This is a genomic window from Paenibacillus swuensis (genome assembly GCF_001644605.1).
Taxonomy (GTDB): Bacteria; Bacillota; Bacilli; order Paenibacillales; family DY6; genus Paenibacillus_N; species Paenibacillus_N swuensis.
Window position 1 is genome coordinate 2,815,526 of sequence record NZ_CP011388.1, and the last position, 15,732, is coordinate 2,831,257.

Consider the following 15,732-nt stretch of genomic DNA (forward strand, 5'->3'; position numbering starts at 1 on the left):
AATTAAGAGAGGAGAATGAACATGTCGGAAGCATTAGCATCTTCATCCAACAGTAAGGCTAGAACGAAGGAAGCCCCTAACGTTCCCGTGGTGGAGAACATTGAATTGCCTCGGTGGGGGTTGCACCAAGGACCCATTCCATTGAGAAGATTGTCGGAAGGCGCATCGGAAGCTCCGTACACGCTCTTTAAATTGAAACCGCTGGGTCCTATTATCGGAGCGGAAATTGAAGGCGTCCTTCTGGATGGCGAGATTACCCCTTCGTTGCAGGCTGAACTCCACCGCGCGCTCCTCGAATGGAAAGTTCTCTTCTTCCGGAATCAGGTGATTACCTCTCAGGAGCACGCGGCCTTCGCGAAGCTGTGGGGACCGCTGGAAAGCCATCCGTTCCTGCCGCGGGGCGATTCCGAGGAGGTAACCCGGTTTGCGAAAGACGCGAATACGGCCGGATACGAGAATAACTGGCATACGGATGTTACCTGGCGACTGGAACCCGCGCTTGGCAGTGTGCTTCGCTTGACGGAAGTGCCTGAATACGGCGGGGATACGTTGTGGGCGGACATGGCCGCGGCCTACGACAATTTGCCCGATGTCATCAAGGAGAAGATCGATGGTCTGACCGCCATCCATGATTTCACCCATGTATTCGGGCGGAATCTGCCGCCGGACCTGCTGGCCGCCAAACAGGAGGAATTTCCGCCGGCGGAGCACCCGGTTGTGCGGACGCATCCGGAAACCGGACGGAAAACGCTGTTCGTGAATGCAGCGTTTACCACCCGCATCGTAGGTCTGGAACCGGACGAGAGCCGCAGCTTGCTCCTGTACCTGTTTCGGCAGGCGAGTCTCCCGGAATATCAGGTGCGATTCCGTTGGGAAGCGAACAGTGTCGCTTTCTGGGATAACCGGGCTACCCAGCATTACGCCGTGTCGGATTACTTTCCGCAGCGCCGCGTAGCGGAGCGCATTTCCATCGCGGGCGACCGTCCTTATTAGCACATTACGCAGTAAATAAGCTTCTTCCATTCAGGCGGTTCCTGAGGGAGAAGCTTATTTTTTTGCGGACACGGACTACCATTCCAGGACGGCGCCGTCCAACCGCTTAACCCCGCGGATTTTGCCCAGATCTTCGGCGAGCTTGAAGACGGCGAAATCCTTCATTTTGGCCTCGACCACAACATCGATCTGCTCTAGTCCGGCCTCTTTGCAGGCTTTAAGGAACTGGGACAGGGGCTCTGGATCCACATAGTCGGCATGCGCGCGAAACTCCTTCTCACTCTTGGGCGAGGAAACGTGAATTTTCATGGGAATATCACCCCAGGTCGACTGAATACGGTTAATGATGCTAATCGCTGTAATTTCCGATGGATTGCACCAATCATGATGGAGATCAAGCACCAAGGGACGGCGGATTCGCTCGCAAACCGCGAGGGTTTCCTCAAGTGTGTAGGTTTTGTCGTCATTCTCAAACGTCAGCCTGCGCTTCACATGCTCGGGCACGAGCTCCCAATTGGCGTATAACCGCTCCACCGCAGATGATTTATCCCCGTACACACCGCCGATGTGAATGTTGATAACACCGGATTCATCCATACCCATGCCGTCCAGAATGGCCGCATGATATTCCAGATCATGAATCGCCGCAGCCACAACCGCGTCACTACCGTTCAGCAACGTAAACTGATTCGGGTGCATCGTCAGACGAATTCCCTCTTTGCGCGCGTAGGCTCCCAATTGTTTCAGTTCTTTCTTATAAATGCGGCCGACATCCAGCATGACATCGGGGTGCGTCGCCAGCGGCACGAGCTGGGAAGAGAGGCGGAACGTCTTCACGCCGTGGGCCGCGTTGAAATACAGAATGCGTTGCGTCGCCCGCAAATTGTTATGTCCTACTTCGATGGCCCGCTTCAGTGCGTCCTCTCGCGAGCGTTGGGAGAACAATTTGTACGTGAACGTGGAGCTTGCGGTATTGTTGAAGATCCCCAACGCGATGGAGACGAAACCGAGTCTTACGATCATGGGATCCTCCTATATCTGGTCCGGTTCTAAGATGTGATTAATATAACCGAAATACAGGAAAATAAATCCTTCAATCCTCCATTCAGGAACGGACGCATCGAAAGCCGATATTTCCGCTTGAGCTATCGGGCGTATTGGACGAACGCGCCGCAACGCGGTATCGGTTGCAATAGGAGTGGTGGCATAGATAGGAGCCGCCGCGCATCGCTTTGCGATTGTGCTCCAGGGAGAAGAAATCGGAGCACATTTCCCATACGTTGCCTACCATATTGTAAAGCCCGTATCCGTTCGGAGCATACGTGTCCACGGGGGCCGTGCCGATATATCCGTCGCTTCCTTCATTGTTCACGGGAAACTGCCCCTGCCAAATGTTGCAGCGATGCGCTCCTTCAGGATGCAGCTCATCGCCCCAAGGATATCGCTTCTGGCTTAATCCGCCGCGTGCCGCATATTCCCATTCGGCCTCGGTGGGAAGCCGCTTACCCGCCCATGCGCTATAAGCCTCCGCATCATGCCAGGTCACATGAACGACCGGATGATTCCAACGGTCGGCAATTCCGGAATCCGGTCCTTCCGGATGCTGCCACGAGGCTCCTTCCACCACCCACCACCACGGCGCTTCTTGCACGCAATTATTAACTTTGCGCGATTGCTCGGGCGAGACGAGGGCGTGAAACACAAAGGACCACCCATACCGTTCGGCTTCGGTTACATAACCTGTAGCCCGAATAAATTCACTAAAGGCCGCATTGGTCACCGCATAGGGGTCGATCTCGAAAGCGGCCACCGTTACTTCGCGTATCGGTCCTTCGCCGTCTGCGGGAAACCCTTCCGCATCATTCGTGCCCATGAGGAACGTTCCGCCTGGCAGCCGAATCATCTGCTCAGCGTATGTCGGTTGGACCGTTTGGGCAAGGGGATCAAGAAGTGTATTTACTTGTAGCGGAGTCCGACCCCGTACATCGGGGTTCGCACTGGTACGGGTATGTATAACGCCGGTTCTGGAACCTGAGCAACAAGATGATTTTTTTTCAAATTCGGACATAATTGATGCTCCTTTCAATGAATTAAATAATCCTATAAACTTACTTGGTATTATACGCCAAAAAAACAAGAAAATCGATATTCCTTAAGGAAATAGCCCGATTTCTCGCGGGGGTTAAACTATTTTGCAACCGACAATCCAGAATCCCGTGTTACTGAAGTGATCTTAATCGCCATCACAGCCGCAAAAAAACAAACAAAGCCTGCCGCCACGAACGGAACCGTGTAGTACGTATTTTGCAATTCGAATAGGATGAGGGCGGATGTTGGGCTGTCACAGGTAGGCAAAGTTTCATATCCTGTGATAAAAAAGGAAATGAGGCTATATGGCATGCCGTTCATAACCAGGTATAACACCACGACGAATGGAGCAATTACGTTCACGGGCAACTCCCTCGGACTAAGTAAGCTCAACAACGCCAACGCGCCAGGCACGGCACATTCCATCGGCACCTTTATTACGGTGGACACGTCGCTCAGGGATAACACGTATCCGCTGGGCACGACCGCCAGCTACCTGCTGAACTCTTCAGCCGCTCAATTGCGATTACCTGTTCAGAGTGTGGTTTTGTATGCGGAGCTGATCTGGGGAGGGAGTTATTCCTTCGGCGGCGAGAATGTGGCCGCGGCTTTAAACAATGCCGTGAAGCTGACCAACAATGCAGGTACGTTTAACATCACACCTGAAGCCGCGACGGCCACAACGTTCACGTCCCGGGCTTATTATATACGGTCGGCCAACGTAACCTCCTTCGTCCAGCAGGGAGGCGGCGGCACCTACATTGTTGGAGGGGTGCCGGGAACGCAAGGCAATGCCGAGAATGCCGGAAATGCATGCGGATGGACGTTGGCGGTTGTGTACCAGAATGCTTCACTGCCTTCCAGAAATATGACTGTTTTTGTTGGCAGTGAGCTTGTAGATAATCCTACGAGCACGGCGGCGGCTTCAGTTTCGGGATTTTCCACACCGACGAGCGGGCCGCTGAGCGGACGTCTCTTAGTCAGCGCGGTGGAGGGAGATTCGGCGATCACCGGGGATCAGATGCAATTCGGTCCTACCGTGGCTTCGTTAAGCGCGGTCTTCGGTCCGAATAATGTGATAGATAACTTTTTCAGTTCGCAAATTAACGGGGATACAGGACTTTTGGATACATCAGGTACGTTCGGCACTTTAAATCATCCTTTAGGCGGCGCGGCATCCGGGGCAAGACAAGGATGGGATATTACGAACATCGACGTTTCTTCCAAACTAGTGAATTCGCAGACCAGCGCTTTTCTTAGAGGAACCACTACGGGGGATGTATATATTATCAACGGTCTGGCCCTTCAGGTGAACATCAACGCGCCTGTGCTGGCGGTAACCAAGAGTGTCAATCGAACTACGGCTTTCTTGAACGAGATTATCACGTTTACCGTGCAGATAACGAACACGGGCAACGCAACGGCAACCAATCTCAACCTGAAAGATAATGACACTCCCGGTACGACGTTTATTGCCAATAGTGTCACGGTGAACGGGACAACGCAACCCGGTGTCGATCCGTACATTGGAATGTCGCTAGGGTCGATTGCCAACGGTCAGAGAATTACTGTAACTTACCAGAGCCAGGTGACCAACCAAGCTTTTAACCCGCCTCGTTACGACAATCAAGTGATCATTACGTATCAGTTTCAGAGCGTGACGGGAGGGACCCTATTTAACGGAACGGTTAGCTCCAACACAGCGAGTGTGGCTGCGGGGAATAATCCGCCGGTTACTTCTGATGTAACCGGTACGATAGCCGAGGATACGCTGTTCAGCTCCCAGATTACGGCAACGGACCCTGAGGGTGCTCCCTTGATTTATACGTTGGGTGCCCCGCCTTCAAACGGCACCGTCACTCTGAACGGGAACGGAAGCTTCATATACACGCCTAGACTCAACTACCACGGTACGGATTCTTTCTCGGTTACCGTTAGCGACGGACGCGGGGGGAGTGCGGTAAGCCGGGTCATTATTACGGTTACGCCGGTGAATGATCCGCCTGTGGTATCGGACGTGAATGACTCCACTTCGGAAGATACGCCTACGATGAATCAAATTGTTGCCACGGATGTCGACGGGGATCCCTTAACTTACAGTTTGAATACCCCGCCTTCGAACGGAACGGCTGTAGTGACTCCCGGCGGCGGCTATACGTATATCCCTGATTTAAATTTTAACGGAGTGGACAGCTTTACCGTATTGGTGAGCGACGGTAACGGTGGAAGCGCCGTGGCGACGGTAACGGTAACGGTAACCCCGGTAAACGATCCGCCGGTGGCGGCGGACGCCGAATACACGATAGCCGAAGATACCACTTTGTCCGGGACGATTACAGGGACGGATGTGGATGGGGACGTCCTTACGATGAGCCTGCAGAATTCTCCGGTTCACGGTACGGTGGTAGTGAATGCGGACGGAACATTTCTGTATACTCCTTTTGCGGATTACAACGGACAGGATCAGTTTACGGTGCTGGTCAGTGACGGACAGGGGGGGACCGATTCGGCAACGGTTACGATTACGGTAACCCCGGTAAACGACCCGCCTGCAGCCTTGGATGTGTCGGATACAACGGCGGAAGATATCCCCTCGGTTAATCGGGTTATAGCCACCGACGTGGACGGGGACACGTTAACCTTCCTGTTGGGAGATCCGCCTTCAAACGGGACGGTCGTTGTGAACAGCGATGGTACGTACACTTACACGCCGAATCCGGACTATAACGGAACAGATCAATTTACAGTGGTGGTTAGTGACGGGAACGGGGGCACAGACACGGCGACGGTCACCATCGCAGTTACACCCGTTAACGATTATCCGGTTACCGCAGATGTATTTCTCACGACACCCGAAGATACGCAGGTATCGGGTCAGGTTCCGGGGACGGATGTCGACGGGGATGTGCTCACGTACAGTTTGGAGACTTCGCCTACAAACGGTGTTGTGACCGTTAATGCTGACGGTGCGTTTACGTATACGCCTCAGCAGGATTTCAACGGATTCGACAGTTTCACAGTTCGTGTCAACGATGGGCAAGGAGGGACGGCCGAATCCAATGTCGCCATCACTGTAACTCCGGTCAATGACGCTCCTGTAGCCCAAGACGTAACGGAGACCTTACCTGAAGATACAACTACAAGCGGCAAAATTAACGCCTTGGATGTGGACGGAGACACCCTCACATTTAGTTTGCTGAGCGGCGCCGCGAACGGATTGGCCGTGGTGAATCCGGACGGCACGTATACGTATACGCCGAATGCGGACTATAACGGACCGGACAGCTTCAGCGTGCTGGTGGATGACGGGAACGGCGGCACGGATACGGCAACGGTCTCGATCACGGTCACACCGGTCAACGATCCTCCGGTCACCTCGGACGTAACGTTAACAACACCGGAAGATGTCCCGGTTACCGGTCTGGTTACTGCGGCGGATGTGGACGGAGACGCGCTGATCGTTGTTGTATTTACAGGACCGACCCACGGTACGGTGCTTCTGAACGGTGACGGAACGTTTACGTATACCCCGTTTGCGGACTATAACGGCATCGATTCCTTTACCGTTCAGTTCAGCGACGGGAACGGAGGAACGGCGCAAGCGAATGTATTCATCACGGTGACGCCGGTGAATGATCCGCCTGTTGCGATGGATCTCACGGATACAACGGCTGAGGATGTGCCAAGTGAGAACCGGGTGACTGCTACAGATGTAGACGGAGATGCATTGACCTTTACCTTAACGGTTCCTGCAGAGAACGGAACGGTGACTTTGAACCCTGATGGCAGCTACATTTATACGCCTGACCCGAATTTTAACGGTGTAGACACGTTCACCGTAACGGTAGATGACGGGAACGGGGGGACAGATACCGCGGTTGTAACCATCAATGTGACGCCGGTGAATGATCCGCCAGTAGTTTCAGACGTAAATCTTACGACACCTGAAGACACGGCGGTAGACGGTCAGGTGATTGCAACGGATGTGGATGGGGACCCGTTGACGGCCTTGTTATTGACTGTTCCGGGACACGGAACAGCGGTCGTGAGTCTGGACGGCGCCTTTACCTATACCCCCAATCAGGACTACAACGGGACGGATACGTTTACAGTGCAGATCAGCGACGGCCAAGGCGGTACGGCGGAAGCCAGCATCTTCATTACGGTAACTCCTGTGAATGACGCGCCGGTTGCAATTGATGTATTTGATACAACCTCGGAGGATTTGCCTTCGACCAATCGTATTCAGGCAACGGATGTGGACGGGGATGTTCTCACGTACACGATCAGTACGGCTCCGACTAACGGTACGGTAACCGTCAACCCGGACGGAACCTATACGTATACGCCGAATCCGGACTACAACGGAACGGACGTGTTCACGGTTCTTGTTGACGACGGCAACGGAGGGACGGATACAGCTACCGTGACGATCGTAGTTTCCCCGGTGAATGATCCTCCTGCGGCGGCGGATGTTACGCTGACTACACCGGAAGATACGGCGGTTGGCGGTCAAATTACAGCTACGGACGTGGATGGGGATTCCCTTGCATACCGCGTATTAACCCCACCTTCCCGGGGAGCGGTTGCTTTGGAAACGGACGGAACGTTCTTATATACACCTTTCGCGGATCTAAACGGCACCGATACGTTTACCGTTGAAATTTCCGATGGTCAAGGCGGTACGGCGGAAGCGGGGGTGACGATTATAGTTACACCGGTGAATGATCCGCCGGTGGCAGCGGATATTAGCGATACGACGGCCGAAGATATACCTTCCACCGGCAAGGTCTCGGCAACGGATGCGGACGGGGATATTGTAATTTTCAGTCTGAATACCCCTCCAGCTAACGGCACGGCGGTGGTTAATCCTGACGGAACCTATACGTATACGCCGGCTCCGGATTTTAACGGCACCGACAGTTTTACCGTGCTTGCGGATGACGGAAACGGCGGAACGGATACCGCAACGGTGACGATCCAGGTCACACCGGTGAATGATCCTCCGGTAACGGCGGATATTACCGTAACATTGCCCGAGGACACGGTTGCTGCCGGGCAGGTGACAGCGACGGACGTAGACGGAGATTCTCTCACGTTCGCGTTAAATACGCCGCCGTCCTATGGCGTAGTGAACGTTGCCGTTGACGGAACCTTTACGTATACGCCGAATGCTGATTTTCACGGGCAAGACAGCTTTACAGTTAGGGTCAGCGACGGGAACGGAGGAACCGCAGAGGCGAATGTGACGCTGCTGATTACGCTGGTGAATGATCCTCCCGTGGCAATGGACGTGGCGGACACCACGTCGGAAGACACCGTGTCCAACGGTCAGGTGACCGCCACGGATGTTGACGGAGATCCGTTGACGTATGTTTTGGCAACCGGGCCAGCTAACGGCACGGTCATTGTTCAAGCGGATGGAAGTTACACGTATACGCCTGCTTTGAACTTTAACGGAGTGGATTCATTCACCGTGGAGGTCAGCGACGGCAATGGGGGTACCGATCTCGCCGTAGTCACCGTGACGGTGGTTCCGGTGAATGATCCGCCAACGGCTCCGGATCAGGCCTTAACAACACCAGAGGATACACCCCTTAGCGGATCTATTGGCGCAACGGACGTGGATGGAGATGCGCTGACCTATGTCATTGTATCTCCGGCCGAACATGGAACGTTTACCTTAAACGCGGACGGAACGTTCCAGTACGTGCCGAATCCGGATTTTAACGGAATTGATACCGTCATGATTCAAGTATCCGACGGCAACGGAGGGACGGCGGAATCGGATATTGTGATTACGGTCACGCCGGTGAATGATGCGCCGGTTGCTGAGGATATCAGCTTTGCCGTGCGGCAGGATTCATCGACAATCTCGCAGGTAACAGCTACGGATGTGGATGGAGACACGCTGACTTACGCTTTGTTGATTGCGCCTGTCAACGGAACTGCGGTTGTGGCCGCGGACGGATCTCTCGTGTATACACCGGCGCCCGGATTTACGGGTTCAGATTCGTTTACGGTTATCGCTAGTGACGGAAACGGAGGAACCGACACGGCTACCGTCTCGGTCTTCGTATACCCGACCATTAATGATGATTTGGCTCAGGATGTCAGCTTGACAACAGATGAGGATACGCCGGTAAGTGGAACGGTGCCAGCCACGCCCCCGGTCGGCAATACGCTGGTTTTCGGATTATTCAGTCCGCCTGTCCACGGCAACGCGGCCGTTAACCCGGACGGGACCTTTACGTATACGCCGAATGACAATTATCACGGGGTAGACAGTTTTGCGGTATTGGTTTCTTCCGATCCGGACGGACAGAGCGATATATCTGTAATTTCCATTACCGTTGCCGCAGTGAATGATGCCCCTGTAGCGGAAGACGCAAGCTTAACCATTGCTGAAGATAAATTAATAACTCAGAAGTTGAACGCTTTGGACGTCGACGGGGATGTCCTCAAATATAGTTTGGCGACGGAGCCGGTGAATGGCACAGCCAGTGTGGATGCTGACGGCAATTACACTTATACGCCTAATCCAAATTTCAATGGTACCGATGTGTTTACGATCCTGGTTGAAGATCCCGGAGGCTTGTCGGATACAGCAACCATCAATGTGACCATCCTGCCGGTCAATGATGCCCCTGTTACGACGAATGTAAGCCTGACTTCACCGGAAGGGACCCTTGCAACAGGGCAAATAGAGGCAGATGATGTGGATGGAGATCCGTTAACATTCAGTTTGAACACATCGCCTTCCTACGGTTCGGCCGCTGTGAATTTGGATGGTACATTCACGTATTCGCCTAACGCCTTTTTTCACGGAACAGATAGTTTCACCGTACTGGTTAGCGACGGAAGGGGAGGAACAGCCCTTTCCAACGTCACGGTCACGGTTACACCGGTGAATGATCCGCCAGTTGCGCTTGACGTCAGCGACTTTACTTCCGAAGATGTGCCGTCCAACGGGCAGGTTACGGCAACGGATGTGGACGGAGATGCGCTGACGTTCAGCTTAAACACGCCGCCGGCTAACGGTTCGGCCGTCGTAAATCCGGATGGCAGTTACACGTATACGCCCGCACCGGACTTTAACGGCACCGACAGCTTTACGGTGCTGGTGGACGATGGAAACGGGGGCACGGATATCGCTGTTGTCACGGTGCAGATTACCCCCGTGAACGATCCGCCTGTCGCTTCCGATTTAAGCTTGGCCACAACGGAGGACACCGCTGTGGGTGGTCAGGTTACCGCAACCGATGTGGATGGAGACACGCTTGTGTTCCAACTTCTAACCGAGCCTTCGCGCGGTGTTGTAAGTATGAATCCGGACGGCACTTTTACGTACACACCCGATTTGGACTTTAACGGTCCGGACACGTTTACGGTGCAGGTGACGGACGGGAACGGCGGCACCGATGAAGCCAGTGTGTTCATCACCGTAACGCCGGTCAACGATGCCCCGGTCGCTCTCGACCTCGAGGATACAACAGCGGAAGACATTCCTTCAATCGGACAATTATCAGCATCGGATGTGGATGGAGACGCGCTTGTCTACAGCTTGAACACACCGCCTACCCGCGGAACGGCGGTTGTGAATCCGGACGGTGCTTACACGTATACCCCGGATGCGAACTTTAACGGCACCGACAGCTTTACGTTTCTCGTTTCCGATGGAAACGGCGGAAACGATACCGGTACGGTCACCATTGCAGTCACTCCTGTGAATGATCCTCCTGTTGCGAGTGATGTAAGTTTGATCACTTTGGAAGATACTCCCGTCAATGGCCAAGTGACGGCGACGGATGTGGATGGCGATGTTCTCGTATACGACATCTTCACCCCTGCGTCCAACGGCACCGTTCTTATGAACCCGGACGGATCGTTTACGTATACGCCAAATCTAAATTTTAACGGTGTCGATACGTTCACCGTTCAAGTGTCGGATGGAAACGGGGGAACCAATGAGGCAAGTGTGTCAGTAACCATTACACCTGTCAACGATCCGCCGGCAGCATACGACGTATCGGATACAACTTCGGAAGACGTGTCTACAAGCGGAAGTGTCTCCGCGTTGGATCCGGACCGGGACGTGATCACGTTCACCTTGATTACACCGCCGGCTAACGGAACGGCTGCCGTGAGTCCGGATGGAAGTTACACCTATACACCTAATCCCGATTACAACGGGACTGACAGCTTCGTTGTGCAGGCGGATGACGGCAACGGCGGAACCGACACGGCTACAGTCACCATTGAAATTACGCCTGTCAATGATCCTCCGGTGGCCGAAGATGTAAATGTAACGACGGCGGAAGATACACCGGTCAGCGGGCAGGTCACGGCAACGGACGTGGATGGGGATACCATTACGTTTCAGCTCTTTACACCGCCTTCTCAAGGGACAGTGATCCTGAATTTGGACGGGACGTTTACTTATACGCCTAACCCAAATTATAACGGTCCAGATACGTTTACGGTTCAAGCGAGCGACGGGAACGGCGGAACCGATGAAGCAAGTGTGATTATAACGGTTACCCCTGTAAATGATGCGCCGGTAGCCTTTGATTTAGTCAATACAACTTCCGAAGATGTACCCTCCAGCGGCCGTTTGGCCGCCACGGATGTGGATGGCGATCCGCTTACCTTCAGTTTGGTGACACCGCCGGTCAACGGGACCGTGGTTGTGGAACCGGACGGCAATTACACGTATACGCCTAATCCGGATTACAACGGCACCGATGCGTTCACGATTCGCGTGGAGGATGGAAACGGAGGAAGTGATGAGGCGGTCATTACCATGGTGATTACACCGGTGAACGACGCGCCTGTTGCGCCGGATCTGAACATTACGACTCTGGAGGATACCCCTGTCGGAGGCCAGGTTGCGGCAACGGACGTGGACGGGGATGTTCTGATTTATGTGTTGACCAGCCTGCCTACGAACGGTGCGGTCACTCTGAACGCGGTCGACGGAAGCTTTACGTATACGCCCAACCAAGACTTTAACGGGACCGACAGCTTTGCTGTAACCGTGGACGACGGCAATGGAGGAACGGACGAAGCCAATGTTTCCATCGTAATCACACCTGTTAATGACCCGCCAACCGCGTTTAGTGTGAGTGACCAGACTTCTGAGGATCGGCCTTCCTACGGTCAGGTTATCGCCTTTGATGTGGATGGCGATCCGTTAACCTTTAGCTTGTCAGCTCCTCCTACAAACGGCACCGCCGTTGTAAATCCGGACGGCTCCTATATCTATACGCCGAATCCGAATTTTAACGGACTGGATGTATTCCCCGTTCTTGTGGATGACGGCAACGGGGGATCCACGATTGTCACGGTAACGGTTCAAGTGAACGTAACCCCGGTGAACGATCCGCCGGTCATCACGGATATCACCTTGACTTTGGCGGAGGATACAGCGGTAACAGGGCAAGCGGCAGCCACAGATGTGGATGGTGATTCGCTAACGTACGCTCTGTTCACGAGTCCGTCCAACGGGGTTGCTGTTGTGAACTCTGACGGAACCTTTACGTATACGCCAAATCAAGACTTTAACGGACCCGATACGTTTACGATTCTTGTATCTGACGGGAACGGAGGGACCGCAGCGGGCAGCGTGTTTCTCACGATAACGCCGGTAAACGATCCGCCGGTATTGGCGGACGCCTTCGAACAAATCTCAGAGGATACCGTATTTACATCGCGTTTGCAGGGTATGGATGTGGATGGGGATTCGCTAACGTACAGTCTGTCCGCACCGCCATTAAACGGTAACGCTATCGTGGAAACAGACGGCTCATACGTGTATACACCGAATGTGAATTATAACGGAACGGATACGTTTGAAGTTAGAGTGGACGACGGTAACGGGGCATTCGACACTGCGGTGGTTACCATCACGATCCTGCCCGTGAACGATCCTCCTCTAACAGCGGATATGTTCATAACCACTGCTGAGGATACACCTGTAACCGGCCAGGTTTCCGCCTCTGATGTTGACGGAGATTCATTAACATTTACATTATGGACGCCGCCAAGCAACGGTACAGTAAACCTTAATGCGAACGGTGAGCTTACGTACTTCCCGTTTACAGATTTTAACGGTATGGATAGCTTCACCGTTCAAGTGGATGACGGCAACGGCGGGACCGCCATTTCGGGTGTCTATATTACAGTGACACCCGTCAATGACGCTCCGGTGGGCATCGACGTATTCGATACAACAGACGAAGATGTGCCCTCGGACGGACTCATCACAGCAACGGATGTCGACGGGGATCCCCTAACGTTCGCCTTGGATGCCGGACCTGTGAACGGAACTGTCACCGTTGCGCCGGACGGAAGCTACAGATATGTGCCAAACCCGGATTATCACGGCACGGATGTCTTTACAGTTACCGTAAGTGACGGTCAAGGAGGCGAAGATAAGGTCACTGTGACCATAGAGGTTAGACCGGTGAATGACTCGCCGATCGCGGAGGATCTCGTTCTGACAACTGACGAAGATACACCGGTTACCGCGAGCGTAACTGCATCGGATGTCGACGGGGATGCGCTTGTGTTCAGCTTGAATACGGAGCCTGCTAACGGTACGGTAGCCATCCGAGCGGACGGTACGTTTACGTACACGCCAAACCCCGATTATAACGGGCCGGACGGATTCACTGTATTTGTAACGGATGGGAACGGCGGCAGCGATGTGGCGAATATTATTTTGACCGTGACGCCTGTAAATGACCCGCCTAATGTAGTGAGTGAATCCTTGTCGACCTTAACGAATTTGCCATTCGACGACCGGATTAAAGCAGAAGACCCAGACAGCTCCGCCCTCACTTATTTGTTAAGCGCAACACCTGTCAACGGAACCGTGGATTTGAGAGGAGACGGGACATATACGTACACGCCTGATTTAAACTTCAGCGGGTTGGATTCCTTTCAGGTTACCGTGTCCGATGAAGACGGAGGCAGCTCGGTAAGCACCGTTGAGATCAATATCGTACCCTTGGTTACCGCGCTCGAGGCCATGCTCTATACGTTAGTGAATACGCCTGTTAGTTCTTCTTTTCCCGTAAACCTTGAGGTTATTGTGGCCTCCGTGTTGTCGGTTCAGCCCGCAAACGGCACTGCTACGGTATTTGCGGACGGTACGTTCACCTATGTGCCTAATCCGGATTTTATAGGAAATGACTTTTTTACCATATCTGTTAACGGTATACCGGCTTTCATCCAAGTGAATGTGATCCCGAATAATCAGCCACCGATATTTAATGATATTGCCATTATTACAAGCAGAAACCGTTCCGTGCAGGAACAAATTGTCGCGTTTGATTTGGAAGGCAGCCCGGTCACGTACGCTTTGACAACACCGCCGTCCCATGGTACGGCACAAGTAGGAATCGACGGGATCCTCATTTATACGCCAAACCGTGATTTCACAGGTACGGACTTCTTGACGGTTGCGGCTGCGGACGCTGAGGGCGCCGTGACCTACAAGACATTGTATGTAACGGTTGAGTTCAGCAATGTGGCACCGAACGTACCTGATCTGTTCGTCTCAGCTTCAGAGAATGGCTCGGCATCAGGGATGTTATCCGCTTATGACGAGGACGGAGATGTGCTGATATATCAAATTTTCGGAGGGCCGGCGAATGGCATTGTCACGCTTCGAGACGACGGGACATTCATATATCAGGCAAACCAAGGATTTAACGGCACTGATACTTTTATCGTTAGCGTAAGGGACGCGTTCGGAGGAGAGGATACGGCGATCGTAACGGTAATCGTGGGCGGAATGCAGAGCCCGCCGGAAGTAAGTCCGGTGAATGCGGGCCTTTCGCAAGGCGGCACCATTACTGGACGATTACCGGGATACGATCCCGAAGGCGGGCAAATCCGATTCACGCTGCTAAGACGTCCCGCTAACGGAACAGCCATCATAGGAGACGGAATTTACACGTATACGCCGGATTCGAACTTTATCGGAAGAGATTCCTTCATCGTAAGGGCGACGAGCAGTGTAACAGGGCTTTCCTCGGATATTGTCATCACGATTGAAGTTTACGCAGGGGCGGAACCCGGCAAACGCCCGCCGCTCGATAGGGTTCCAGATGAAGCAAGGCCAGGGAACACAGCGCGGGAGAACCAAGGCGAAAACCCGGAAGATCGTCAAAGCGAAAACCAAGGTTTAACAAGAAGGGAATCTAACCTGGTATTCGATGCGGATAATGAAATGATTCTGACAAGAGATTATGACGTGTTTACGGCGGAAAACCAGCCTGTATCCGGCATAGCAATTGCCAGATCCACAACAGGCAGACGGTTAAGATACTTCTTGGGGATTCGCCCGGACCATGGCCGAGCGGACGTAAGCCCGGACGGAAGCTGGATGTACACCCCGGATTCGCGATATGTGGGCAAGGATGAATTCGTTATCCGAGTTACGGATGGGGAGCGATTCAACGTTTCGCGAATCCGGATCGTAATTGAACCGACATCGGAAGAATAAGAAGCGACATCTGAGACAAAAGAGGAATAAAGAAACCACAGCCAGAATGAAAATAGAAGAGATAACAAATAAAAGGAGCCCGCCCATGAACACATTCGCCAGACCGCCCTGTTAAGACTTAACCGACCGTCCGGCCC

3 protein-coding genes and 1 pseudogene are annotated in these 15,732 nt (G+C 53.3%); 2 read left to right on the top strand and 2 right to left on the bottom strand.

Features of this window, described 5'->3' with window-relative positions; translation table 11 throughout:
• Positions 1 to 21: 21 nt before the first annotated feature.
• Positions 22 to 993: a TauD/TfdA dioxygenase family protein gene (locus tag SY83_RS12440; protein ID WP_082882498.1), complete on the top strand. Its 972-nt coding sequence runs from the start codon at positions 22 to 24 to the stop codon at positions 991 to 993.
• A gap of 75 nt (positions 994 to 1,068) precedes the next feature.
• Here SY83_RS12440 and uvsE read toward each other — a convergent pair whose 3' ends face one another.
• Positions 1,069 to 2,016: a UV DNA damage repair endonuclease UvsE gene (gene uvsE, locus SY83_RS12445; protein WP_068606935.1), complete on the bottom strand. Its 948-nt coding sequence runs from the start codon at positions 2,014 to 2,016 to the stop codon at positions 1,069 to 1,071.
• Positions 2,017 to 2,098: 82 nt separating this feature from the next.
• Positions 2,099 to 2,890: pseudogene (locus SY83_RS12450) on the bottom strand (formylglycine-generating enzyme family protein); the annotation flags it as partial.
• A gap of 501 nt (positions 2,891 to 3,391) precedes the next feature.
• Between SY83_RS12450 and SY83_RS23105 the strand changes: the two are divergent.
• Positions 3,392 to 15,595: a tandem-95 repeat protein gene (locus SY83_RS23105; RefSeq protein ID WP_068606939.1), complete on the top strand. Its 12,204-nt coding sequence runs from the start codon at positions 3,392 to 3,394 to the stop codon at positions 15,593 to 15,595.
• Positions 15,596 to 15,732 lie beyond the last annotated feature (137 nt).

Coding starts and splice junctions, on each gene's coding strand:
- SY83_RS12440 (WP_082882498.1), top strand. CDS start 22: ATGTCGGAAGCATTAGCATCTTCATCCAACAGTAAGGCTAGAACGAAG.
- uvsE (WP_068606935.1), bottom strand. CDS start 2,016: ATGATCGTAAGACTCGGTTTCGTCTCCATCGCGTTGGGGATCTTCAAC.
- SY83_RS23105 (WP_068606939.1), top strand. CDS start 3,392: ATGCCGTTCATAACCAGGTATAACACCACGACGAATGGAGCAATTACG.